General features: G+C 44.2%; 20 protein-coding genes and 2 pseudogenes. 12 read left to right on the top strand and 10 right to left on the bottom strand.

The window, feature by feature from the left end; translation table 11 throughout:
• Positions 1-113 precede the first annotated feature (113 nt).
• From AB6C75_RS01495 to AB6C75_RS01485, 3 genes are all read right to left on the bottom strand, one after another.
• Complete coding sequence (locus tag AB6C75_RS01495) at positions 114-1,628, bottom strand: sodium:solute symporter family protein (protein ID WP_065607418.1); 1,515 nt, start codon at positions 1,626-1,628, stop codon at positions 114-116.
• Positions 1,629-1,833: 205 nt separating this feature from the next.
• The gene (locus AB6C75_RS01490; RefSeq protein WP_004732497.1) at positions 1,834-2,226 is read right to left on the bottom strand and encodes a RidA family protein; all 393 of its coding nucleotides are present in this window, start codon (positions 2,224-2,226) and stop codon (positions 1,834-1,836) included.
• A gap of 120 nt (positions 2,227-2,346) precedes the next feature.
• Positions 2,347-3,780, bottom strand: a complete 1,434-nt coding sequence (locus AB6C75_RS01485; RefSeq protein ID WP_372106536.1) for an amidohydrolase family protein — start codon at positions 3,778-3,780, stop codon at positions 2,347-2,349.
• Positions 3,781-3,955: 175 nt separating this feature from the next.
• Here AB6C75_RS01485 and AB6C75_RS01480 point away from each other — a divergent pair, with 175 nt between their 5' ends.
• Positions 3,956-5,230: an amino acid deaminase gene (locus AB6C75_RS01480; RefSeq protein WP_372106534.1), complete on the top strand. Its 1,275-nt coding sequence runs from the start codon at positions 3,956-3,958 to the stop codon at positions 5,228-5,230.
• A gap of 117 nt (positions 5,231-5,347) precedes the next feature.
• A complete protein-coding gene (locus AB6C75_RS01475; RefSeq protein ID WP_102276996.1) occupies positions 5,348-6,211 on the top strand; it encodes a MurR/RpiR family transcriptional regulator in 864 nt (287 codons plus the stop codon).
• On the opposite strand, the pseudogene AB6C75_RS01470 reads toward AB6C75_RS01475, so the two are convergent.
• Positions 6,208-6,474: pseudogene (locus tag AB6C75_RS01470) on the bottom strand (isochorismatase family protein); the annotation flags it as partial. The gene AB6C75_RS01475 and the pseudogene AB6C75_RS01470 overlap by 4 nt on opposite strands.
• A 349-nt stretch (positions 6,475-6,823) precedes the next feature.
• On the opposite strand from AB6C75_RS01470, the gene AB6C75_RS01465 reads away from it, so the two are divergent.
• From AB6C75_RS01465 to AB6C75_RS01435, 7 genes and pseudogenes are all read left to right on the top strand, one after another.
• Positions 6,824-7,393 (top strand): porin family protein, encoded by a 570-nt coding sequence (locus AB6C75_RS01465; protein ID WP_371701267.1) that lies wholly within the window; start codon positions 6,824-6,826, stop codon positions 7,391-7,393.
• A gap of 228 nt (positions 7,394-7,621) precedes the next feature.
• Positions 7,622-8,191, top strand: coding sequence for a porin family protein (locus tag AB6C75_RS01460; RefSeq protein WP_372099059.1), 570 nt, complete (start codon positions 7,622-7,624; stop codon positions 8,189-8,191).
• A 233-nt stretch (positions 8,192-8,424) separates the two neighbouring features.
• A complete protein-coding gene (locus tag AB6C75_RS01455; RefSeq protein WP_372106531.1) occupies positions 8,425-10,047 on the top strand; it encodes a phosphoethanolamine transferase in 1,623 nt (540 codons plus the stop codon).
• A 325-nt stretch (positions 10,048-10,372) separates the two neighbouring features.
• A complete protein-coding gene (locus AB6C75_RS01450; protein ID WP_372106529.1) occupies positions 10,373-11,308 on the top strand; it encodes a CorA family divalent cation transporter in 936 nt (311 codons plus the stop codon).
• Positions 11,308-11,853, top strand: coding sequence for a mechanosensitive ion channel family protein (locus tag AB6C75_RS01445; RefSeq protein ID WP_009845990.1), 546 nt, complete (start codon positions 11,308-11,310; stop codon positions 11,851-11,853). The genes AB6C75_RS01450 and AB6C75_RS01445 overlap by 1 nt, the downstream gene beginning before the upstream one ends.
• Positions 11,847-11,930 (top strand): annotated as a pseudogene (locus tag AB6C75_RS01440) (AraC family transcriptional regulator); the annotation flags it as partial. The gene AB6C75_RS01445 and the pseudogene AB6C75_RS01440, both read left to right, overlap by 7 nt.
• A 133-nt stretch (positions 11,931-12,063) precedes the next feature.
• A complete protein-coding gene (locus tag AB6C75_RS01435) occupies positions 12,064-12,696 on the top strand; it encodes a triacylglycerol lipase (RefSeq protein WP_009845991.1) in 633 nt (210 codons plus the stop codon).
• A 165-nt stretch (positions 12,697-12,861) separates the two neighbouring features.
• Here AB6C75_RS01435 and AB6C75_RS01430 read toward each other — a convergent pair whose 3' ends face one another.
• Entirely contained in the window at positions 12,862-13,836 is a 975-nt protein-coding gene (locus tag AB6C75_RS01430; protein ID WP_009845992.1) for an arginine deiminase-related protein, read from the bottom strand.
• 566 nt (positions 13,837-14,402) lie between these two features.
• On the opposite strand from AB6C75_RS01430, the gene AB6C75_RS01425 reads away from it, so the two are divergent.
• Together AB6C75_RS01425 and AB6C75_RS01420 are read left to right on the top strand one after the other, a co-directional pair.
• The gene (locus AB6C75_RS01425; RefSeq protein ID WP_372048161.1) at positions 14,403-16,253 is read left to right on the top strand and encodes an ABC transporter ATP-binding protein; all 1,851 of its coding nucleotides are present in this window, start codon (positions 14,403-14,405) and stop codon (positions 16,251-16,253) included.
• A gap of 297 nt (positions 16,254-16,550) precedes the next feature.
• Positions 16,551-17,255: a DUF445 family protein gene (locus AB6C75_RS01420; protein ID WP_372106526.1), complete on the top strand. Its 705-nt coding sequence runs from the start codon at positions 16,551-16,553 to the stop codon at positions 17,253-17,255.
• Between the two features lie 109 nt (positions 17,256-17,364).
• Here AB6C75_RS01420 and AB6C75_RS01415 read toward each other — a convergent pair whose 3' ends face one another.
• Positions 17,365-17,853, bottom strand: coding sequence for an Lrp/AsnC family transcriptional regulator (locus AB6C75_RS01415; protein WP_009845995.1), 489 nt, complete (start codon positions 17,851-17,853; stop codon positions 17,365-17,367).
• A gap of 279 nt (positions 17,854-18,132) precedes the next feature.
• On the opposite strand from AB6C75_RS01415, the gene AB6C75_RS01410 reads away from it, so the two are divergent.
• Entirely contained in the window at positions 18,133-18,303 is a 171-nt protein-coding gene (locus AB6C75_RS01410) for a hypothetical protein (RefSeq protein WP_009845996.1), read from the top strand.
• Positions 18,304-18,365: 62 nt separating this feature from the next.
• Here AB6C75_RS01410 and AB6C75_RS01405 read toward each other — a convergent pair whose 3' ends face one another.
• The 4 genes from AB6C75_RS01405 to putA form a co-directional block, all read right to left on the bottom strand.
• A complete protein-coding gene (locus AB6C75_RS01405; RefSeq protein ID WP_017097212.1) occupies positions 18,366-18,536 on the bottom strand; it encodes a hypothetical protein in 171 nt (56 codons plus the stop codon).
• Positions 18,537-18,976: 440 nt separating this feature from the next.
• Complete coding sequence (gene putP, locus AB6C75_RS01400; protein WP_029222791.1) at positions 18,977-20,467, bottom strand: sodium/proline symporter PutP; 1,491 nt, start codon at positions 20,465-20,467, stop codon at positions 18,977-18,979.
• Between the two features lie 186 nt (positions 20,468-20,653).
• A complete protein-coding gene (locus AB6C75_RS01395; RefSeq protein WP_372106524.1) occupies positions 20,654-21,358 on the bottom strand; it encodes a 1-pyrroline-5-carboxylate dehydrogenase in 705 nt (234 codons plus the stop codon).
• An 11-nt stretch (positions 21,359-21,369) separates the two neighbouring features.
• Complete coding sequence (putA, locus tag AB6C75_RS01390) at positions 21,370-24,525, bottom strand: bifunctional proline dehydrogenase/L-glutamate gamma-semialdehyde dehydrogenase PutA (protein WP_372106522.1); 3,156 nt, start codon at positions 24,523-24,525, stop codon at positions 21,370-21,372.
• Positions 24,526-24,626 lie beyond the last annotated feature (101 nt).

Below are 24,626 nucleotides of genomic sequence, written 5' to 3'. Positions count from 1 at the left end.
AGATCCTAAAATAGAGAGATAAATGGGGAAGAAGGCTCTACCGAGAAGCAGAGCCTGAGCTAGCTAAACCACTCCACAGCTTGTTGTACTAACTAGCTGTGGAGCGTTTTAGATTAGCTTGTTTGATTAGCAGGACGTTGAGAAGACGCGTCTTCTTCAAGCACACCTGAGTCTGACAATTCCATTTCCATCAGAGCGCGCTCGTCATCAAGAATTGCTTTCGCCATTTCAGGTGTCACTTGGTTTGCCGGAGTACATAGGCTTACCAGCACACCTGCCGTTAGAGCCACTAGACAAGAAGGAATCACAGGGTTGCCCCAGAAAGCCGTGTAGTCTGCGTTTAGCATGACGACAAATGAAGCCACAGATGCACCCGCTAGCGTAGCAAGAGCACCCTGCCAGTTGTAACGTTTCCAGAATCGACCCAACATACCGCACACAAACATGCCCGACATTACGGTTGAAATCATTTTTGTGATGTAGCCAATGATGTCGTTTGACGTTAGTGCGAACAACAGTGCAAAACCAATCACCACAATCAGTGCCAAGCGAGAGTAGTTTACCATTGACTCTTTGTTTGGTACGCGGCCAGTGAACATCACGTAAACATCACGAAGTAGGATAGAAACACCTGCTATCGCATCTGAACTTGCGCTCGACATGGTTGCAGAAAGACCTGCGATAAGAACAATCATGCCAACGCCAACCGGAAGAACCGTTGCAGCAACATAAGGGAACGAGTAGTTCGCATTATCCAATGTTGGGTCAATAGCATGCGCTGCCATACCAATGATTGCAGGGATGATTGAGAAGAAAAGGTACAACACACCCGATGCAACAAATGAGCGACGAACGGTTGATACGTCTTTACCCGAGTAGATACGTTGACGGAATGAAGGCGTCGCAAGAACACCCACACCAATAACCACAGCCAGAGAAACAGCAGGCAGAAGGCCCAGTTTATCGATTGCTAAAAAGCTCGTAGCAGCAGGGTCCATCGCAGCGTAAAGGTTATCCATGCCGCCGATGTAATCAACTGACATTACCGCCATCAAAATGAAGCCAGCAAAAAGAATGATCGCTTGAATGGTATCGGTCCACACAACCGCTGTGTAACCACCGATCACCACGTAAATAGTGAATGCCGCAGCAATAATGATTTTCGCTAGATTGAGGTCGATGTCTGCAATCCACGCTAAGTACATGCCGCCACCTAGAATGTGGGCGCCTAACCAACCAATTGAAGCGACAAAGATCAGTACACCTACAACGTTTTTCACGATGCGGTTAGCGCCAACATAGTAAGCCAGTTCTTCACTCATGGTCATGAAGTTCAATTTACGAACCGGAGCAAACCAAAGTGCAAGTAATAGGATGCCTATCGCACCGCCAATGCCGTACAGAGCACCTGCCCAGCCATTTGCGTAGCCGAAGCCAACCGCACCCATACTTGAACCCGTACCGACCATCGTCGCTACAGTTGTGCCAAGTACTAAGAACATAGGTAGGCCACGGCCACCTAATAAGAAATCTTCGCCAGATTTTTGATTACGCGAGACAAACCAGCCTAACCAAATTAAAAATAATACGTACACGCCGAAGCCTGTAAGAAAAAGTGTGCTGTTCATTTGACACCTCTCAGTGAAATATTGAATTCATTCCTGAACTTTATTTATGATTCATTCATTTTATATTTCATATAATTACTTTATTGATTTTATCTTTTTTAATTAAAGTAATTTTTATAAATGTAGGGTGAGAGTATTAAAGGATAATAACAGGGATGACTAACCCCTAATACTCTCTAAGTAGGTAATTGTGATTAGGTTATTACTATCCGCGATCGGCGCGGTAGCAAGTCACATCTACTTCAACCTTCACGTCTACAACTAAGTCGCAAACCATGCAGATACGGGCCGGTGGGTTAGCACCGAAAAACTCTTTGAATACCTTATTAAAAGATTGGAAGTAACGAGAATCCGTTAGCACAACCTTTACGTGCATTACGTCTTCTAGGCCGTAGCCCGCTTCAGTCATGATATCGACACAGTTTTGGATCGCTAGGCGAGACTGATCAACAATGCCACCCTCAACCACTTCACCATCTGTCATCGGTGTCTGGCCAGAAACGTATAGGAAACCACCTGCTTCAGTTGCACGTGCAAATGGTAAATGTTGTCCGCCTGTACCTGTACCGCCTTCAACACCGTAACGTTTAATAGTCATTTTTTAACTCCACTTATTTATAGATAATATTGGGTTTATAGATAAAACAGTTTCTATTCCAATATATTTAAATTGATTCGCCGTTTTTATAATTACCTGAATTTAATAAGTAATTAAATTCTATTTTCGGTAAATAAAAACGCCTGAACGATTATTTCTTACTTTTCCTTGCTGGTAAGTTAACTCACCATTTACAAATACACTTTCTATTCCTTCAGCAACTGAAATAGGATTTTCAAATGTTGCTGTGTCTTTAATATTCTTTGGATCAAATAAAACTAAATCGGCAAAGGCACCACAGCGAACTTCGCCTCGGCCCGCTAAGTTGTAACGCTGAGCCGACATTCCGGTCATCTTGTGAATCGCTTCTGGCAACGAGAACAGTTTTTCGTCTCGGCAATAGTGACCTAGCACTTTCGGGAAGGTGCCCCACAATCTTGGGTGTGGATGCGGGTCATTAGGTAAACCGTCTGAACCGACCATGGTCAGTTTGTATTTCAATACGCGCTTTACATCGTTCTCATCCATGCAGTGATAAACCGCGCCCGCTGGTTGAAGCGCTTTTGCTGCGTCCATCAGGGGAAGATTCATTTCATCAGCAATCTGCTTCAGCGTTTTGCCTGCGTGTTCTGGTTTTGCTTCAGACCAAGTGATGAAGATGTCGAAATCGTCGGTCACTTGTTTCAAATCTAATGTCGAAGAGCTCGCTGAGTATGGGTAGCAGTCGCAAGACACATCTTGGTGCTCAGAAACCTTGTCCATCAAATCAAGAACTTCAACAGTTCTGCCCCAGTTGCCCGCACCTGCACATTTAAGGTGAGAGATAACAACAGGCACTTTCGCGTATTGTCCTGTCTCAAACGCCTCTTCCATCGCGCTTAAGATCTCTTCAAATTCAGTACGCATATGCGTGGTATAGATGCCGCCGTGACTAGAAAGCACTTTCGCTAACTGCATCACTTCGTTGGCATTCGCTTGTTTCGCGCTGGCGTAAGCCAAACCCGAGCTCAAACCTAATGCGCCTTGCGCCATCGCCAAATCAAGGTTGGTTTGCATCGCTGCGATTTCGTCTTCGCTTGCAGTTCGTTGCAGGTCGTCCATCACTTGGTTACGCAATGTGGTATGGCCGACTAATGCTGCGACGTTTACCGCCGGTTGAACTTGCTCTACCGCTTGTGCATACGCGGCAAAAGTTGGGTATTTAAAGTCAGCTTGTGCGCCTAAAAGATTCATTGGGTCAGGTGGATCACCAGCCAAAACGGTTGGTGATGCGCTGATACCACAGTTACCAACAATCACGGTTGTGACACCTTGGCTGATCTTAGGCAGGCAGTCTGGGTAACGAATTACATTGGTATCGTCATGTGTGTGTACATCGATAAAACCAGGAGCCAATGCTAAGCCTGCTCCCTCAACCAATTGGCCACAATCTTCATGATCGATTTGACCAATTTCGGCGATTTTTCCATCTCGGATTGCTACATCGGCACAAAACGATTGTTCGCCGGTGCCATCAAACACCTCTACATTTTTAATTATCGTATCGAACAACATTTTCACTCTCTCAATCCACTGTGTTGATGGAGCTATATTAGAAATTCAGCCGATTATTTTCAGTGACAAAACACACATAATATCTTAATTTGTGTGATAGTTTCTACCACAAAAAAGATTGTGGATATACTAAAACATTAAATAACAACAACTTAAATCATGTTAGGAATCAGCAATGAAACATAACCCTGCACATAAAGATGTTATAAAGTATCAAAACGATAGTTTTGTCTTGACTGAAAAAGGCCAAAAAGGGAGAGCGGTATCGCAATCTGAGAACGGTGTTTATCGACTAGTTAATGAAGATGTTTCGCTCCCAGTTGCGGTTATCAAGCAATCCGCCTTAACCAATAACCTAAATTGGATGCAATCATTCGCCGATCATCATCAGGTTAAATTGTCGCCACATGGCAAAACATCAATGACACCTGCTTTTTTCCGCCAACAGCTAGAAAATGGCGCTTGGGGAATTACCGTTGCGACACCTGCACAAGCAGAAATTGCAGCAATGGCAGGTGCAAAACGCATCATCATGGCTAATCAATTGGTGGGCAAAACCAACATGGCGATCGTTGAACAGCTGATCAGTGAGTTTGATGTCGACTTTTACTGTTGTGTGGATTCTTCAGTAAACGTGCAGCAACTTAACCAATATTTCGCCAATACAAAGCAGACGCTAAAGGTACTGATCGAATTTGGTGTACCGGGCGGTCGCTGTGGTTGTCGTTCACCGGAAGAAGTTCTAGAACTGGCTCAATTCATCCAAGATACACCAGCCCTTTCGCTGGCAGGTATTGAGGTGTATGAGGGTGTGATTCACGGTGACAATGCAGAACAAGACATTCGTACCTTCTTAAATCAGGCGCTCACTTCAGTCGAAAGCCTGGCATCAGATGGCCTAATTGCAGGGCAACCTATCATCACTGGCGCAGGCTCAGCTTGGTATGACGTGGTTGCAGAATGTTTGGCGAACCTAACCGATTACTTGGCGATCATCCGCCCGGGCTGCTATGCCATTCACGACACAGGCATTTACCTAGACGCACAAAGCAAGGTGTTGCAACGCGCTCAAGTAAACCAAGGTTACGCGTGCGAATTGGGAGGTGATTTAGAATCGGCACTTGAGGTATGGGCGTATGTAATCTCTCGTCCGGAGCCAACCAAACTGGTGATCGGGCTAGGTAAGCGTGATGTGGCCTTCGATGCAGGCTTACCGATTGCCGAGCGCGGCTATCGCAATGGCGAAGCAATCTCAGTGAAAGGCTTAACCTCTACTGCGGTGATGGATCAACATACCTTTGTTGAAACCGATGGTTCTTCTGAGATTGAAGTGGGCGACATGATTGCTTTCTCGACCTCACACCCGTGTTTAACCTTCGACAAATGGCGCTACATTGCCATCAGCGATGATGATCATCAGGTAAGACACTGGGTAGAAACCTGTTTCTAGGTCGATTTTTCAATAAGCTAGAATCAACGAAACAATAAGATATACTAACGGGGCTAAGCTTTAGCGACCAATGACTAGGTATTAGCAAATAGCCCCATCAACAAAGGATCAGGATTCTTGAGTTTAGAAGTAGATATCATTTCACAGATAACAGAGCGTTTTCCTGCTCTTCGTGATGCAGAAAAGAAAGTCGCCAAGCTGATCATGGATGACATTGATTTTGCTGCTAATGCCAGCATCACAGAGCTAGCCGAAGGTGCTCAAGTGAGTGAAGCCACCATCACACGTTTTGCTAAAGCGATCGGTTGCAGCAACGTACGTGATATGAAGATTAAGTTGGCTCAGACGCTAACCGTTGGCCAGCGCTTTATCCTCGAACCTGTTGACCAAACGGGTTATCAAGGTATCTACGAATCAATCAAGCAGAGCCTAGATATCAACCGAACTCTGTTCAAAGAGCAAGACGTTGAAACTGCAGTGAACTGGCTACATAACGCCAGACAGATCATTGCTATCGGCATGGGTGGCGGTTCGACCATTGCTTCTCAAGAGCTGCAACATCGACTGTTTCGTTTAGGCTACCCAGTGGTGTCGTACAACGACGGCTTGATGTCACGTATGGTAGCCGCCACGGCAGATGCCAATGATGTGATGGTGATGATTTCAGCGACAGGTTTTACACCAGTGATCACCGAAACCGCCGAATTAGCCAAGCAGTACGGACTTAAGATCATCGCGATTACCCCACAAGACACACCGCTGGCAAAAATTGCGGATATCTTGTTGCCAATCAAACATATGGAAACCGACTTCATCTACAAACCATCGGCTTCTCGCTACGCTATGTTGGCGTTAGTGGATGTGCTTTCGATGGGCATGGCGGTCAATCACAAGAACCGTTCGCGCGATAAACTGCGTCGCTTAAAGGTAGCGCTCGATTCTTATCGAGGCGGTGGCGATAGACAGCCTCTCGGTGACTAACGAATCAAGGATAGAATGAGCTTAAATTCACGCGCGCGGCAGTCCTTTACCAGTTCGTATAAGCTCATTTCCAATCCTGTGATTTCGATACCAGCATCCATTAGTCGACAGATTGCCAGATTCTTGTTGAGCGCCGTTCGCGAGCTAACACAGTCGCCAACTACCTGAACCTTGTACCCAAGTTCCAACAACCCCATTGCGGTTTGATAAACACAAATATGAGCCTCAATACCACATACTAACCAAGTCTCTACATCCTTGTCATGATTAGAATCAGCGTACTGCTTTGCTTTCAACAAACACCGCAACAAATACTACAATAGAACAAATACAATGTTTGTTATGTTTTATTTTTCAATTAGTTAGGTAAACCCGCTCTCACTTCAACCTTAAAAAACATCGTTTTATTTAGCAAATTTAACCTTTTGTCAATATGTGAATTTTATTTATAAAGAATATAACCAACAAATATGACCTTACCTCTTGATAAATCAAGGGCTACAGATAGTCACTTTATCAATGAAAAAATAGGTTTCATTTGTGAGGGTTTTATAAATCATTCGTCAGCGATACCGTGATTTACATCACAGGATGAGTAAACAAGGTATTATCATGAAAAAATCAGTATTAGCACTCGGCTTAATCGGTTTAGTTTCACTTCCAACTTTTGCAGCAAGCACAGATGGTGGCGCGTATGTAGGTGGTGGACTTAGTGTCTATCAAGATTCCGATACAGATGGTCACGGTAATTTAGATTCAGATGGTATGGGTTATAACCTATACGGTGGTTACCAATTCAACCGTATTGTTGGCGTAGAGCTTGGCTACAACGATTATGCAGATTACAAAAATGGCGCAGAAAAACTCTCGCCAACCTCTATTTCTGCATCAGCGAATATCGGTTATACGTTTGACAACACTATTCGTCCATTCGTGTTGGCTGGTCTAAGCTCTGTTGACCTACACGCGAACCAAGCGGCAAACTATGGGGACGACAGCGGTACTGGCTTCCACTTTGGCGTCGGTGTTGAATACACGCCGATTGAACACTTAACACTTCGCCTTATTTCACAAGCTGACGCGGTGAGTGTTGATGACTATTCCTATCAAGGTTCTCTCAAAAACGATGACCACACACTAGCATTCAACAGTGTTAGCTTCGGTGGTTCATACAACTTCTAATGTGCTCCTCACGGCCACGTTGTAAGTAAATAACTCAAATACACTTTGCTACTCTGCCCTATGATAAGGCAGCACAGTAAAGTGAATTTTTGTATCTATGTAACGATTCAACTTACAAAGCCATACAGTAATAGGTACAAAACTACGGAATAATGCTCACGAACGGTCGAAAGGTCGCAAAACAAAAGTTATTGATACTGGCATGACATTAAAGAGTGAGTAACGAAGATGAATAAGATAACAAAATCAGCATTAGCACTGGGTTTAATCAGCGCAGTTTCTCTTCCCGCTTTAGCAGCAGGTACTGACGGCGGTGCTTACATTGGTGGCGGTCTTGGCGTATCCCAAGATTCTGATACTGATGGTCAAGGTAATTTAGATTCAGATGGCATGGGCTACAACCTATACGGCGGCTACCAATTCAACCGTATCGTAGGTGTTGAACTTGGCTACAACGATTACGCAGACTACAAAAAGGGGGCTGCAAAACTGTCTCCGACGTCTATTTCGTTGTCAGCAAATCTTGGTTACACATTCGACAACACAATCCGCCCATTCGTATTGGCTGGTTTAAGCTCTGTTGACCTAAACGCAAACAAGAGCGCTGGTTACAATGATGATAGCGGTACAGGTTTCCACTTTGGTCTAGGTGTTGAATACACGCCAATCGAACATCTAACACTACGTCTAATTTCACAAGCAGACGCAGTGAGTGTTGAAAACGACTACGGCTTTAAGAAAGAAGACAAAACACTAGCATTCAGCAGCCTTAGCTTCGGTGGTTCTTACAACTTCTAATGTGATTGAACCACATAGAATAAGCTGAATTTACTAATTCGCTTTGCTGTTCCACCTTGTCATGAAGGTCACTCAGTAAAGTGAATTTTTTGTATCTTCACAACCTATCGCGTCATGTCACTTTTGCCAGTTTATCGCTCACCGTTACTTATTTGAGCTTTATGCGTTGATATTAGAGCTTTCTTGGTAGCGAGACTAAAATAAAGAGATAAGATACGCAGGAAAAAAGACCTATGAATCTACCAAGCTTAAACATGTCGATAAACAAGCTGCCCTTTGTGTTGGCTGTGTATTATCTGCTTATCATCAACATCCCTCTCTCCCTAGAACTGTTTAGTATTGTTCAGGCATCAAAGTCTGAAAGTATCGCGTTTCTTATATCCATCCCGATCTTCTTCCTTGCTGCTTTTAATTTCATCTTCCAAGTCTTTAATTGGCCGATATTCTCCAAACCGTTTTTCATCTTATTACTGATCACCTCAACCTTAGTCAGCTACAGCATGTTCAATTACGGCATATTCGTCGACTACGGGATGATAGAGAATGTGTTTGAGACCAATAGTGGTGAAGCAGCAAGCTATGTAAGTACCCACTCCATCTTATGGTTACTTGCCATGGGCGGTATTCCATCGATCATCCTGTTGTTCACCAAACTTGAAAAAGAATCTTGGAAAGATTTCTTTGTCTGGAAATCGATTGGGCTGCTCTCCTCCTTGATCGTCATTGCCATTATTGCCGGGCTTTTCTACAAAGATTACGTATCGATTGGTCGTAATCATTCGCACATCAAAAAGATGATCATCCCGACCGAGTATGTGTCATCAACGGTTAAATATATCAATAACACCTACATAAAACAGCCCATCCCTTATCAAGAGTTAGGGTTAGATGCGAAGCAAACAGCACAAGCCAAAGCGGCAACCAAACCAACATTATTAGTGTTTGTTCTTGGTGAAACCGCACGCGTGTACAACTACCAATATCATGGCTATGAGAGAGAAACCAACGCTCATACCAAGCCTTACAACCCGATATTTTTCTCTGATGTTCAGTCGTGCGGAACAGCCACCGCGGTTTCTGTGCCATGTATGTTCTCGAACATGAATCGCAGCAACTACGATCGCGACAAAGCCTACAACCAAGATAACGTGGTCGACATTATGAACCGCGCGGGCATTCACTCTATCTGGCGAGAGCATGATGGGGGAGACAAGACGGTCGCACACCGAATCAAAGAGATGACGCTCGTCGCAAAGGACAGCGATCCATTCTGTAATAACGACGTATGCTACGACACAGCTATGCTAGAGAACTTCGAACAAGATACTCAAGAACTCAAGCAAGATAGCATCATTTTCTATCATATTTCGGGGTCTCACGGGCCTACTTACTTTGAACGTTACCCCGACGAACATAAGAAGTTTACGCCAGACTGCGCTCGCGCTGATATTGAAAACTGCACCAAAGAGCAAGTGGTTAACACCTACGACAACACCATCTTGTACACAGATTTCTTTCTCTCACAGGCTATTCAAAAGCTAGAGAAACTCACTGATAAGTACAACGTGGCGCTGATGTACATTTCCGATCATGGTGAATCTTTAGGGGAAAACGGCGTCTACCTACATGGCATGCCTTATTCATTGGCACCGAAAGAGCAAACCCATGTGCCTATGATCGTGTGGATGTCTGATGGTTTTGCCGAGCAGAAAGGGATAAACCAAACCTGCTTGAGAAAGGCAGGCAAAGAACAGAGCTTCTCCCAAGACAATCTGTTTGACTCACTGCTTGGTCTAATGGACGTACAAACTAAAGAATATCGAGAGAACCAAGATATTTTTGCTTCTTGTCGCTAGTGCTTTTGCTTATGTAAACCATCGGAAAACTCAAGTTGCCTGAGCAAGCTCTCCTCAACTTCCCCTAAAAAGAAAAGACCTCGGTCTTTTTTTTTTTCGTCGCTAACATGGAGCCAGAGTGCTAATTTATAACGACGAAACAATGAGCTACATTTAATAGACACAATAATGGAAGAGTCCGTCGTGCTCCAAAGACCAACCTGTCTTATTAGACTTAATCTCACTCACATCGCTCATTGAGCTTACCAAGATTAAGCTCAGTTCAATACGGCACCTGAATGGCGCCTAATATCAATGTTTACGTCATATCATTAAGGACAAATGAATGGACGCTTTCATAATTTCAAGCTGGCAATTTTCTGAGGGTGTGGCACATGAACACACCACCAGCCCAGCCTCATTCGAGCAATCAACTTGGTATCACTGCCAAAGAGATGCTGACGGTTTGAGAGAATGGCTCCACAGTAATACGGTTCCAAATGCCATCATCGATTCATTACTCACCGATGACACCCGCCCTCGGTTCGAACAGTTTGGCCACGACTGTTTTTTGATGATTCTGCGAGGCATTAATCTAAACGAAGGTGCTAACCCTGACGACATGCTTAGCCTACGCATCTTATGGTACAAAGGCACTTTAATATCGACACGTAAAGTTCCTTCAAAAGCGGTCAGTAATCTGATATCTGATCTCATTCAAAACCAAGGCCCTACATCATTACCTGATGTGTTGTTGGGCATGATCCGTGGAATCAACCACAGTATTTCAACCTTCCTAGCACCCGTCGAACTATTAATTGACGAGTTAGAATCTAAATCCAATATCGACATAAGATCCATTAACGCTCTACATTCAAGGCTACTCAGACTAAGGCGTTATTTGAAGCCACAGAAATACGTTTTTGAAGATTTAATGAGTGACCTACCTGCACCATTGAGTAAGCACAACAGTCATATAAAGAACAGCCTTGATACCATCCTGAGAATTAACGAGTCTGTTGAGTTTTACATCGAACAAATTAATGTATTTTTAGCGAGCCTAAGTCAGCAACAAGCTGAAAAAATGAATAGAAATACGTACCTATTTTCTATCATTGCAGGTATTTTCCTCCCTGCTGGGTTTTTCACCGGTTTACTAGGTGTCAATATCGCGGGGATACCCGGAACAGATAACCCAATAGCATTCCCACTATTTTGCGTTGGGCTGCTCGTAGTCATAGCGGCAGAGGTCATTATTTTGAAAAAATTGAGGTTTATTTAATGGTTGAGTTTTTGCAATCCAATATGTGGCTTAGACAAGTAGTTTTAGGTTTACTTCTTATCACTGTGTATTGGGTGATCAAACGCTTAGGTAAGAACTGGATAGAAACATTAGCGGAAAATAAGCGTGTCGAATTGAAGCGAAAGCAGTTCGTGATTAAGTGTTTCAATATTGTTCTGTTTCTACTCTTCATCGCTGTGTTTACGATTGTTCTTAACTTGGGTTTTGGTGATATTTCGCTGTTCTTATCATCCATATTTGCGGTGCTGGGTGTCGCTTTATTCGCGCAATGGTCCATTCTAAGTAACCTCACAGCCAGCGTACTAATATTTTTTGTCTTCCCTTATCGCATTGGCGACAGAGTAAGAGTCGCGGAGAAAGACGAAGACATCAGCGGTGTGATCATCGATATCACCATGTTCCACGTTATTCTTCGACACAGTTCGGGTAACATTATCACCTACCCCAACAACCTGATTTTACAAAAAGGCGTGATAAAGGTTTTGGTTGAACCTGAAGCAAAAAGTGAAGCTTCAATAAGGTAACAGGCCTAACACCGAATACCTATGCCAAACAAGGTGGGTTAACGATTGATGTGTATGGAGGAGTGAGATCAGAGTAACCCACTCTTTGTCTATAACGCACATTCTTTCTATAGCGAAGGCTCTGTCTGTTGTGTCCCATTAGCCGCAAGTTTTATTGAGTTTAGATTTGCGACTAAATATACTGGGGGCATCATCAGACGGAGGACAAAAATGAATAATAAAAACAAACATATAGTTTTAATTCATGGTCTATATATGCCTGCGTTGATCATGCAATATCTGGATAGAAACTTCAAAAAACGCGGCTTTACAACGCACAAGTTTGCCTACAACTCGCTGCGTTTCCCTTCTGCAGCCAAACGTCTCAATCGTTTCGTGAATGCTCGTTTTAATGAGTATGATGAGGTCTATTTTTTCGGTCACTCACTGGGTGGCTTGCTGATTCGTCATTACTTTAAATTCTACCAACCACACTTCGCCGACACCTGCATTATTACAGCAGGCACTCCGCACAATGGGGCAACCATCGCCAAAACACTGTCTAATCATGGGCTTGGATTTATATTTGGTTCGAGCAAAATGATTTTAAGCGATGGCTTGGGTGACTACGATATTGATGTGCCGATTGGCGTAATTACGGGTACCTACGACGCCGGAGTAGGACGGATTGTTCTGGGAAGAAACCCAGGGGATGGTACGGTCACTCTCGAAGACGCCAACCTGAGAGGAGCCACTGATACTTACGCCCTCAAACTCAACCACACTGCGCTTGTCTACTCCAAGGAAGTCGTAACACTGTCGGCTCAGTTCATTGAACACAGAGCTTTTAAGGACGCTTCATAGCTTTGTTCAGTAGCTGTTTTTCGTTAACTTTTGTACGTTGACTCCTGTATCGAGCTCTTGTTCTCTTATTTGTGATAGATAAAAACAAAAATACCACTCTGCGATAAGAGTGGTATTCGAAGATCCATTACTGGAAATGAGCGCTTGCTATACTTTCTATACTTGCTACAGACGATTCACTCGGGTTGGTAAGAACACCTCGCCCAACATGCATCGCACCGAACCACCGCCGATGTCTTCGATCGTTTTCACGTTAAATGGTAGTAGCTTACCGTGTGTCGAAAGCTGAGCTAACTGAGCTGGAGAAAACGCATCGTAAGCCGATTGAGACATCGCGATCACCTTGTCGCCATTCACAGTTTCAAGCTGAAGGATGTTGCCACAAAAACGATTCATCTGATCGATTGAGATAGAGATAACTTGCTTGTCTTTGGCAAGAGACTTCACAACAAAGCGGCGCTCAAACTCTGGGATCACTTCATCACAGATCACGCAGAAGTTATCACCAATCGCCATCATCACATTGGTATGGTAAATCGGTTGACCAGACGGTAATGCCGTTTGGAACGAGACCACGCGAGAGTAGCCAATGCGCTTCGCGTAATCTTCCAATACTTCGCGATCACAACGTTGTGAAAGCGCAGCATAAATGGTCTTGTTGATATGGTCGATCACCATCACGCCTGTGCTCTCTAGATAAGAACCTTGAGCAACGTACGACTCCATAGACTCACTGTGATTAACAATGCGACCAGACGCTTCCAACGCTTCAATAAGTGCATTCGGCTTAACTTCATTTTGACGGTTTTCACACGCCATAGGGAAAGTGAATAGGCTTCCATCACTACAAGTACTGAACCAGTTGTTTGGGAACACTGCGTCAGGGGTTTCAACACCCAGTTCCGGATAATCAAACTCTACAACTTGCACACCTTCTTTACGTAGCGAAACCACCATAGCCTTAAACTCGGCCATCGTTTCTAACTTTACCTCAGCTTCAGTCAGATCGACTCTGTGCTGAAACTCGTTATCACGGGCTGTTTCTTCGTTAAATTTAAATTCTTTTGGCGGCACCATAACAACGCAATTTGCGTTTTGAACATTAGTAATATGCAGTGATTTTTTGTGTAGGTTTAACATTTTAACCGTCCCTATCTTTTATTTACCTCAGAATTGTAAACAACTTGTTACGACAAAATTCACTGAAAATCACAATGATTTGAATATTTATCCCAAGTAATTACTGCGAATTTTAGATTAGTCGGTAATTTTTACTGCAAGATAACAGCACATCAGAAAGAACCAACTGTATGCATATTCGTTAAAGAATTTACTGGATAAATATTCTCATTTCATTTTTCAACTCCACACGAGTTTTGATTACAATTTAATCCATTTAACGTTAGGATTATCACCGTTGCATAACCATCAATTACGTTTGAAATAAGCTTAACTTTTCCTGTCTAATTCAATCTAAAATTAGCTTCATGAAAGACACTCTTTGGAAGTGTTCTGTGTCGCTTAAACCAAGTACTTACATAAGAACTAAACAAAAATCTATCGAATGGCTTAATACTTATAAGAACGCGTTGGCACTTATATAATTTCAAACTAAAACTGAAAAATTCAAATCAAGACTATAAAAACAAAGCTGCACATCACGATGCTCTAGCATCAAAGATGCAGTAGCTTATAAAGGGAAAACTATGTACAAGAAATTTGAAGGCTTTACTGAAGCCTTTCCAAAGGGAGAGCCGATACAACCTCCTACTGGAATACTGGCATTCTGCCGCCATTACACACGAGGTTTTGAAAAGCCGTTGATCTTGCTCGGATTGATGAGCATGACCATCGCGATCATCGAAGTTGCGCTGTTCGGTTACATGGGTCAACTGGTTGACTGGCTATCAACCAGCAACCCGGACACTTTCTTAGCAGACAACGAGTCGACACTGATGGGGCTCGGCGTTCTGCTGTTGGTCGTGATGCCAATCTTGATCAGTGTTTACTCACTACTGCTTCACCAAACTTTGCTGGGCAACTACCCAATGTCGATTCGTTGGTTAGCGCACCGCTACCTTTTGAAGCAAAGCCTGTCCTTTTATCAAGATGACTTCGCCGGACGTGTCGCGACCAAAGTGATGCAAACCTCGCTCGCGGTACGTGAAACCGTGACCAAAATGGTTGATGTGTTTGTTTACGTGACGGTTTACTTTACAGCGATGCTGTTCATGCTCGCGGAATCGGATTGGCGCTTAATGGCTCCAATGTTGATTTGGTTGTTCATTTACGTTGGCATTCAACTGCACTTCGTACCAAAGCTGAAAGACGTGTCTTCAGAACAAGCGGATGCACGCTCACTGATGACAGGACGCATTGTTGATAGCTACACCAACATCGCTACGGTCAAACTTTTCTCTCATAGTAAAAGAGAAACCGAGTACGCTGAAGAAGGGATGGAAGGCTTCCTAGACACAGTCCATCGCCAAATGCGCTTGGTTACTGGCTTCAACATCTGCGTTGAATTCGCGAACTACTTGTTGGTGTTCAGCATTGCGGGTATCTCTATCTACCTATGGTTAGACAACGCGATCACCGTGGGTGCGATTGCGATTGCGGTCAGCTTAGCTCTGCGTATTAACGGCATGTCGAAATGGATCATGTGGGAAATCGGTGGTCTGTTTGAGAACCTTGGTACCGTGATTGACGGCATTAAAACTCTGTCTAAGCCTATCGCTATCGAAGACAAGAAAGACGCAAAGCCTTTGGACGTTCCACAAGGCGGTATCAACTTCGACAACGTGAGCTTTAACTACGGTGAGAATAAGGGTGTGATTAACAACCTTAACCTCAACATTAAACCGGGGGAAAAAGTCGGCTTGGTTGGCCGTTCAGGGGCAGGTAAATCGACATTAGTTAACTTGCTACTGCGTTTCCACGACGTAGAAAGCGGTCGTATCCTGATTGATGACCAAGTGATCTCAGATGTCACGCAAGATTCACTGCGCAGTAACATCGGCATGGTGACTCAAGATACCTCACTGCTGCACCGTTCGATCAAAGACAACATTCTTTACGGTCGTCCTGAGGCAACAGATGAAGAAGTGTATGCCGCAACCAAACAGGCACATGCTCATGAGTTTATCGAAACGCTAACCGACCCGTTTGGCAACGTTGGTTACGATGCTCAAGTGGGTGAACGTGGCGTCAAGCTTTCTGGTGGTCAGCGTCAACGTGTCGCTATCTCACGTGTACTTCTGAAGAATGCTCCGCTGTTGGTTCTAGATGAAGCAACATCAGCTCTCGATTCAGAGGTTGAAGCTGCGATACAAGAGAGCTTGATTGAACTAATGGAAGGCAAAACGGTTATCGCGATTGCACACCGTTTATCGACGATTGCAGCAATGGACCGTTTGATCGTACTCGACCAAGGTAATATCGTTGAAGAAGGCACGCACCAAGAGCTGATTCACCAAAATGGTATCTATGCTCAATTGTGGAATCACCAGACTGGTGGCTTTATTGGTGATGATCTTGAACAGACAACGAGCGCTTAATTTATATTCCATTTTAAAAGTGCGGCGTAATTCACACCAAAATGTTAATTGGCGGTAAATTACACATGGCAGAATGTTATGTCGTAATCATATAATGACATTAACAGCAATGACGCTTCGCTTGCGCGTTCTGGAATAAGGCTAGACTTCGGGGGGAGGCTAGCCTTTTTTATGCCTGTTGATCTTCGTCCCTTTCTCATCTGTTTTCCTTTGTCCCATAAACTTCATCGATCCTTTTGTTTTTTTCTTGGCGTTTTTTTCTTAAAATGCGCGCAGTATTCTTTCTAGAGATCAACCATGAACAAAAGTGTCTTAACTAACGTTATTGCGTTAGCACTGCTTGCTGGCGGCTATGCGACAGCAAACCAATACTTGCTTTATGCAGGCCTATTCGCCTTTTCTGGTGCTATCACCAACTGGCTTGCGATTCACATGTTGTTCGAAAAAGTACCCGGCTTATACGGTTCTGGTGTTATTCCAGCACGCTTTGAAGAGTTCAAGGCTGCAATCAAGCAACTAATGATGGAACAGTTCTTTACTGAAAGTAACATCGACCGCTTCCTTAGCTGTGAGATGACCGGAAAATCGCTCAATCTAGAGCCCGTAATTAAAAAGATCGACTTTAACCCAGCATTCGATTCACTGGTTCATGTTATCGAAAACTCACAGTTTGGTGGCATGTTGGCGATGGTTGGTGGCACAGAAGCACTACAGCCAATGAAGGCGCCATTTGTTGAGAAGATGCAAGAGTCTGTGATTGAAATCAGCAAGAGTGATTCGGTAAAAAATGCCATCAAGGATGAACTTGAATCACCTGCGATGATGGATGAAATCAAAGAGAACATTGAAGCGATCATCGATCAGCGCTTGAATGAACTGACACCAAAACTGGTTAAAGAGATGGTTCAGACCATGATCAAGAAACACCTTGGTTGGTTGGTCGTTTGGGGTGGGGTATTCGGCGGTGTGATTGGTTTAATCTCTGCCGCAATTACGCTGTAAGGCGGAGAAGTTTATCCGATTGCTCTTTATCTGACGTTCAACAAAAATGGAAGCTTATTGGCTTCCATTTTTTATATCTAAATAACCTTGGTAAGGCGAAAGCAGGTCACTATTTTATGGTGGCCAACAACTCAGGGTTAACACCAAAGCCCTTCTTGTGTTCTTCAATCACCACTTCGCTGCGTGTCTGAATCACACCTGGCAGGGTACCCAATTTCGTTGCCATAAACGCTTGGTACGCCTTCATGTCTTTTACTCGAACCTTGATCATGGTGTCAAAATCCCCCGACAGCGAATAGCACTCTTCGACTTCAGGCATCGTTTCAACCGCTTGGGCAAATTTATCAAAAATTGAAAAACTGGTTTGATCGAGGCGAATATGGATAAACACTTGGACATCGAGCCCCAACTTTTCTGAACAAAGCTCAGCATGATAACCAGTGATGTAGCCCACTTTTTCCAATCGCTTCAACCTATCAGAGCAAGGTGAAGTTGTTAGGTTGACCTGTTTCGCTAGTTCAACAACGGGCAAACGGCCTTTCATATGCAGAATTCTTAGTATCTCTTTATCGATACGATCGAGTTGATGCTGAGACATAATATTCCTTAAACATTCTAGATTGCGCTCAGTATATTCCATACTAAGAGCAATCGAAGAAAACCTTGCTCACACATTTAGAAAACTAAATAGACCATTCCTATTCACGTTAAATATAAAACCGAACGGAGCGATAACAACCCTTATAAATCAAACTCCAGTTATTAACAAATTATTATAGAAATGACCCGATTAACAAATAAGTTGAGCCAGAAACGAAAGAAAGGATATAGGCCAAAGTGAATAATAGAATTCTCAAAGAGAAAGGATGACTCTATTATGAAAACGCAAGAACTCGCATATAAACCTTACGGAATCGGTTCATGGACACACGTAACGGTATCAAAAGATGTTGCCCAAGCACTCGCAAGTGAATACTCAAACTATGGCTGGGAAGTTAAGATTGATGGTAATGTCGTCGAGGCAGAACCTTCACTAAAAGCGGCATAAAAAACGAAAAAACCTCCATCAGGGAGGTTTTTAAATCTAAGTTAGTAAGCACTTACTACAATCTAAGCCAGACCAACTTGGGGAACTGCAGTTCCTGTTTCACAACGACAGTTACACGTTCGACAGAAGTGTTGAGTTTCCATGTCGTAGTACAGGTTTCCACTAAATAGCTTTGACGTCCATTGCATCATACGGCCAGAGGTTGTCTCAGGCTCAGATTCACAACGTTTCATTATAGACTTATGTAGTGTTGTTTTTTTACATCCTTTGCAATAGAGATCAGGCATACCTTTGTCCTATAGGTCTTTAGTGGTTACTGATAATTGACACATGATGTCCAATTCAGTGTAATAATTCACCGAGCTAATAACAAAAGTGAGCGCCAAGTTCAAAAAATAGCCATTTTATCGGTTATTTTTTGACATCAAGCGCTATGAAAAGCCTTTATCTTCTATTTATTTCCCTTCTATCATTTGGTTTCGATTTACATTGTAAACCTCATAACAGCCGTGCTTCTTCTGTATCCTACTGGTTTTTTATAAGACAAAGGTAGTGCCCACATAAAAAAATAGAGCCACCGAAGTGACTCTATTACTTTTATTTTTCAATTTCTTTTTACAATTGCTTTTTAGCTAATGTTCTTTGCTAATTCACATATGTTTTACAATGTAAATTAGTCTAGCTCAACTAAGTTCTTCTTGAACTCAGCGTGTTGCTTTTTCACTTCGTCTTCTGGCTCACCAGTCATTAGACTCACAATAACGATAGAAAGCGTCGATAGGATGATTCCCGGTACGATTTCGTAAACATCGAACCAACCGCCCGTGAACTGCTTCCAAAGTACAATCGTAACACCACCAACCACGATACCCGCTAGAGCGCCGTTACGGTTCATACGAGACCAGTATAGGCTTAATACGATTGCTGGGCCGAATGCAGCACCAAAACCAGCCCATGCGTAAGATACAAGGCCAAGTACTGAGCTGTCTGGTGTCATCGCCAGAACAAGAGCAACAAGAGAAATTAGAATAACCGCGAAACGGCCGACACGAACAATCTCTTCTGACGTTGCGTCTTTCTTCAAAACTTGCTTATACAGGTCTTCTGCCATTGCAGATGAAGAAACAAGAAGTTGTGAATCCGCAGTACTCATGATTGCCGCTAGAATGGCAGCAAGTAGGATGCCGGCGATTACTGGGTGGAACATCGCGTTCACAAGAAGCATGAAGATCTTCTCGCCATCGTCTAGCTTAGGTGCGCCAGAGTTCGTCACATAGATTAGACCAACAAGACCCACAAGCATTGCACCAATCATAGACAGTGCAGTCCAGATAACGGCAATGCGGCGCGCTGTTGTCAGGTCTTTATTACTACGTGTTGCTTTGAAACGTGCAAGGATGTGTGGTTGACCGAAGTAACCCAAACCCCATGCCGCTAGTGAGATGATCGCAATAGCAGACAGTGGTTCACCCTTCGCATCATTCCATAGCGTTAGCAGCTCTGGGTTGATGTTGTGTAGGTCGCTAGAAAGCTGACCTAGGCCACCGTTCATTGCCGCGATTGGTACAATCAATAGCGCTGCAGACATGAGTAGACCTTGAACCAAGTCAGTCCAAGATACCGCTAGGAAACCACCAAACAGAGTGTACGAAACTACACAGACTGTACCGATAATTACCGCTGTTGTGTAATCAAGGCCGAATACCGTTTCAAACAATTTACCACCTGCTACCAAGCCTGAACTTGTGTAGAAAAGGAAGAATAAAAGGATAAAGAAAGCAGAAATTGTTTGGATCAGCTTAGAATTATCATTGAAACGACGAGATAGGAACTCAGGCAGCGTCAGTGATTCAGTCGTAATGCTGTAAGTACGTAGACGTTTTGCACTGATTAACCAGTTTGCCCAAGTACCAACAAGTAGACCACCAGCAAGCCAAAATGCTTCAAAGCCAGCAGCGTAAGCGTAACCTGGCAGGCCAAGTAGCAACCAACCACTCATGTCTGATGCGCCAGCAGAAAGTGCAGCAGGCCATGGGCCTAACGAACGACCACCTAGGAAGTAGTCTGTTGAGTTAGATGTACGTTTGTAAGCAATAACACCGATCGCTAGCATCATAATTAGATACGCAATGAACGTCGTCGTTATTGCAAAACTGTTTTCTATCATTTGATAGTCCTCATTTTGTAGAAAGCCTTCCATGCCTAATTCAATGCAAGACACTCACCGTAAGGCAAGCGAGTGCATTGAGTTAGGTATTGAGGCTCCAAGGCACTATGAATTAAATCCAAAGATGGAGAAAACCCAACAATGGAAAAAACCAAAAATACTTAGAGCCAATTTTACTGAAGGTTAGTGAGCTTCGCTTCCAAGTTCGAGCAAGGTCGCGTTACCGCCCACGGCTGTTATATTTATAGTTCGCGTACGCTCGGTAATGAAGCGCAGCGATAGGTGTGGATCATTAGCAACATTCATTGTCGCCAGATCCGTTTCAGCTACTAAACCGACGATTGCACCGTCACGCTTAGCAAGCTGTAAATTGATAGCTTGTGCCGTTTGCGAGTTACCTACGTAACCCACGCTACGTACATCGCAAGACAACAACTGTTGAGCAGCGTCATACGAGGCAACTTGCACCAAGTTAGTTGGCAAGTTCGCCGACTTAGCTGCGTCTGCAACTAAGGTATTGAACTGCACATCATCACTGCACAATTGGACGCTGTTACCTGCCAATAGCGCGGCAGTAATCAAAGCCATTGCAGTTTGCAGCGCTGGCACTTTCACTTCGCAATCATCAACAATCACCAAAGCCACACCGCGACCTGCGGCATATAGCTCATTGGTTTCGCCCGTAGGACCTGCCATTAGGTGATGTTCAGAAAGCAGTGCAGACGCTTGCTCTAGATGATAAGTCGCCACCATCGCCAAAGGCGCAGATTGACTTTCGATCTCTGATTTAAGCGCAAGTACCTGAGCACTCTTGTAATCAAAATAGGTAAGATTCCATTGTTCCCACGCTAGCAAAGCATCAGAAAAACCTGTCACTTGATGAACCATGATAATGCTCCTTATGCCTTGTCTTGTGATTGAGAGAAATGAACATCAGTAAAGCGGTATAGGTAGTGAGGACCACCCGCTTTAGGGCCAGTACCTGACAAACCTTGACCACCAAATGGTTGAACACCAACAACGGCGCCCACTTGATCACGGTTAATGTAGCAGTTACCCACACGAACGTGTTTTTCGATCCAACGGTAAGTTGTCTCGTTACGGCTGTGGATACCCATGGTTAAGCCAAAGCCCGTTTGGTTGATTTGGTCTACCACTTGCGCTAGCTCACTCGCTTTGAAGCGAACAATGTGTAGCACTGGGCCAAACTGTTCTTCTTTCAAGCAGCTGATGTCATCAATTTCAAAAGCACTTGGTGGAACAAAATCACCATGTTCACAATCACTACCTAGAGAAAGTTGAGCCACCTTCTTCTGGGTATTGGTCATGTTTTCTAAGTGCGCCATTAGCTTCTGTTTCGCGTTTTGGTCGATAACAGGGCCAACATCGGTTTTATGAAGGTGTGGAATGCCAACACTCAGCTCGTCCATTGCACCGTGAATCAATCCAACCACGCGGTCTGCTATGTCTTCTTGGATGTAAAGCACACGTAGTGCAGAACAGCGCTGACCTGCTGAAGCGAATGCTGAACGAATCACATCACGAACTACCTGTTCAGGCAGTGCAGTACTGTCGACGATCATCGCATTCTGGCCGCCTGTCTCCGCAATAAACGGAACTGGCTTAGCATTACGAGTGGCTAATGACACATTGATACGCTGTGCCGTTGGTGTAGAACCAGTAAAGGCAACGCCCGCAATCGCATCATGACTGGTGAGCGCACTGCCGATCTCAGCACCGCGACCCGGTAGTAGCTGAATCGTGCCAGCAGGGAAGCCCGCTTCATTCATCAGTTCAACCGCACGAGCAGCAATCAAGCTTGTTTGCTCGGCAGGCTTAGCCACAACCGTATTACCCGCCACTAGTGCTGCAGTAATTTGGCCAAGGAAGATAGCTAGAGGGAAGTTCCAAGGGCTGATACAAACGAACACACCACGACCTTGTCGAGAAGCGATTCGTGTTTGGCCATCAAAACCTTTTAGTTCGAAACCTTGTAGATTGTCAGCTTGTTTTGCGTAGTAACGACAGAAATCGACTGCTTCACGTACTTCATCAACACTATCGTGAATTGTCTTACCCGCTTCTTGATGACAAATCGCCACCAGCTCAGCGAGGTTGTCTTCCATCAAGTCAGCCAACTTATCAAGCGCTGCCGCTTTGGTTTCAACTGAAGTTGCGTTCCAATCAGCAAATGCTGCATCTGCGCCAGTGATCGCTGCGGAAACATGATCAAGGTTAGCAAAAGCCACCTGACCCACATTAATACGACGATCGTAAGGTGCCGTCACTTGCTCAACGTTCTGATCAGCCTTGATCATGCTTTCGGCAAGAGATTCCCCGTTGATCACAGGGCCCGCAGTCCATTGGTTGTTTAAGAAGCCTTTTACTTGCTCTTCAAACTGATGCGCTTCGCTTTCAATATCAATGTTCACACCGTAAGAGTTTTTACGCTCAGGGAATACCGCTGGAGGCAGAGGAATCTTAGTGTTGTGCAGCGTATCGAACGCCAGAAGCATATCGACAGGGTGTTGCGTCAGCTCATCCACAAGGCAACGCGCATCAACTAAACGGTGTACAAACGAGCTGTTTGCGCCGTTTTCTAGCAAGCGACGTACTAAGTATGGGAGTAGATCTTTATGGCTACCAACCGGTGCGTAGATACGTACCGACTGTTGGTAAGCTTCCATCGCATGGTTGTACAGAGAATCACCCATGCCGTGTAAGCGTTGGAATTCAAAGTCTTTATGGTCGGTCATGACAGCAATAGCAGAAACTGTATGAGCATTGTGGCTCGCAAACTGCGGGAAGATATTGCCGCGAACACTTGGGCTCAATAGGTAACGCGCACAAGCAAGGTAAGCTACGTCTGTCGCTTCTTTACGTGTGTAAACTGGGTAATCAGTAAAGCCAGCTTGTTGCGACCATTTGATTTCGCTGTCCCAGTAAGCACCTTTAACTAAGCGAAGCGGGATCAAATCACCCTGCTCTTTCGCTAGGCGGTTTAGCCATACTAGAACCGGTAGTGCACGCTTTGAGTAAGCTTGAATAACCAGACCAAATTTACCCCAACCTTTTACAAGGTCAGTGCGGTACAGTTTTTCGAATAATTTAAGAGAAAGCTCTAGGCGATCCGCTTCTTCCGCATCAATCGTAATCGCAACGTCTAGCTCTACTGCGCGGCGCAATAGCTGCTCTAACGTGTCGCAAAGTTCCGTCAATACGCGGTCTTCATTCGCCACTTCATAACGTGGGTGAAGCGCAGAAAGCTTGATAGATACCGATGGCGCAGGGCTCGATTTTGAAGAGACCTTCGATTCTGGAGAAACATAGTTGTCTCGACCTACGGCTTCAATCGCCATTAGGTAATCTTTGAAGTATTTGTTTGCGTCTGCAGTGGTCAGTGCCGCTTCACCTAGCATGTCGTATGAGTAGGTAAAACCTTTATCACGCATAGACTTACCGTTCTTCTGCGCTTCAGCAATGCTGCGGCCAAGAACAAATTGGTGACCCATCACCTTCATTGCTTGGTGCATCGCTTTGCGAATTACCGGCTCAGAAAGCTTGTTCACTAAACGGTTAACCGCTTGACCTGCACTCTGCTCTTTAGATGAAAGTCCAACCACCTTGCCTGTTAGCATTAATCCCCAAGTGGATGCGTTAACAAATACTGAGTCTGAATTCTTTAGGTGAGATTTCCAATCCGCAACGCTTAGTTTGTCACGAATCAGAGCATCAGCGGTTGCTGAATCAGGAATACGCATCAAGGCTTCCGCCAGACACATTAGCAAGATGCCCTCTTGAGTATCTAAGCTGTATTCAAGCAACAATGCATCGATCATCTGGATAGAAGTCTTATCCGCACGGATAGCTTCGATCAATGATGTCGTTTTGTCTGTGATCTGCTGCTTTTCTGACTCAGAAGGGGTAGCTAGCGGCAGAAGTTGCTCTAGCCATTGGGTTTCATCCACCATATATAATGGTGAGATAAGCGACCATAGATCAGCAAGCGACTGCTCGTTGAATTCTGGCTTTAACACATCAGTAGCTGTAAACATGCGTTTTCCTTAATCTCACACCCGGAATTAGCCCGGGATCTCTACAATGGCTGCAGTGTATTTAGAGTATATAAGGATTACTTGTCAAAAACTCCGAGTTT

It is taken from the genome of Vibrio sp. 10N.237.312.B06, from assembly GCF_041464685.1.
GTDB lineage: Bacteria > Pseudomonadota > Gammaproteobacteria > Enterobacterales > Vibrionaceae > Vibrio > Vibrio tasmaniensis_A.
The sequence above is the reverse complement of the archived record's forward strand: the minus strand, read 5'-3'. Positions and strand labels throughout refer to the sequence as shown.

Bases quoted from the DNA above. Each gene is read 5' to 3' on its own strand.
- AB6C75_RS01495 (WP_065607418.1), bottom strand. From the start codon at position 1,628: ATGAACAGCACACTTTTTCTTACAGGCTTCGGCGTGTACGTATTATTT.
- AB6C75_RS01490 (WP_004732497.1), bottom strand. From the start codon at position 2,226: ATGACTATTAAACGTTACGGTGTTGAAGGCGGTACAGGTACAGGCGGA.
- AB6C75_RS01485 (WP_372106536.1), bottom strand. From the start codon at position 3,780: ATGTTGTTCGATACGATAATTAAAAATGTAGAGGTGTTTGATGGCACC.
- AB6C75_RS01480 (WP_372106534.1), top strand. From the start codon at position 3,956: ATGAAACATAACCCTGCACATAAAGATGTTATAAAGTATCAAAACGAT.
- AB6C75_RS01465 (WP_371701267.1), top strand. From the start codon at position 6,824: ATGAAAAAATCAGTATTAGCACTCGGCTTAATCGGTTTAGTTTCACTT.
- AB6C75_RS01460 (WP_372099059.1), top strand. From the start codon at position 7,622: ATGAATAAGATAACAAAATCAGCATTAGCACTGGGTTTAATCAGCGCA.
- AB6C75_RS01455 (WP_372106531.1), top strand. From the start codon at position 8,425: ATGAATCTACCAAGCTTAAACATGTCGATAAACAAGCTGCCCTTTGTG.
- AB6C75_RS01450 (WP_372106529.1), top strand. From the start codon at position 10,373: ATGGACGCTTTCATAATTTCAAGCTGGCAATTTTCTGAGGGTGTGGCA.
- AB6C75_RS01445 (WP_009845990.1), top strand. From the start codon at position 11,308: ATGGTTGAGTTTTTGCAATCCAATATGTGGCTTAGACAAGTAGTTTTA.
- AB6C75_RS01435 (WP_009845991.1), top strand. From the start codon at position 12,064: ATGAATAATAAAAACAAACATATAGTTTTAATTCATGGTCTATATATG.
- AB6C75_RS01430 (WP_009845992.1), bottom strand. From the start codon at position 13,836: ATGTTAAACCTACACAAAAAATCACTGCATATTACTAATGTTCAAAAC.
- AB6C75_RS01425 (WP_372048161.1), top strand. From the start codon at position 14,403: ATGTACAAGAAATTTGAAGGCTTTACTGAAGCCTTTCCAAAGGGAGAG.
- AB6C75_RS01420 (WP_372106526.1), top strand. From the start codon at position 16,551: ATGAACAAAAGTGTCTTAACTAACGTTATTGCGTTAGCACTGCTTGCT.
- AB6C75_RS01415 (WP_009845995.1), bottom strand. From the start codon at position 17,853: ATGTCTCAGCATCAACTCGATCGTATCGATAAAGAGATACTAAGAATT.
- AB6C75_RS01410 (WP_009845996.1), top strand. From the start codon at position 18,133: ATGAAAACGCAAGAACTCGCATATAAACCTTACGGAATCGGTTCATGG.
- AB6C75_RS01405 (WP_017097212.1), bottom strand. From the start codon at position 18,536: ATGAAACGTTGTGAATCTGAGCCTGAGACAACCTCTGGCCGTATGATG.
- AB6C75_RS01395 (WP_372106524.1), bottom strand. From the start codon at position 21,358: ATGGTTCATCAAGTGACAGGTTTTTCTGATGCTTTGCTAGCGTGGGAA.
- putA (WP_372106522.1), bottom strand. From the start codon at position 24,525: ATGTTTACAGCTACTGATGTGTTAAAGCCAGAATTCAACGAGCAGTCG.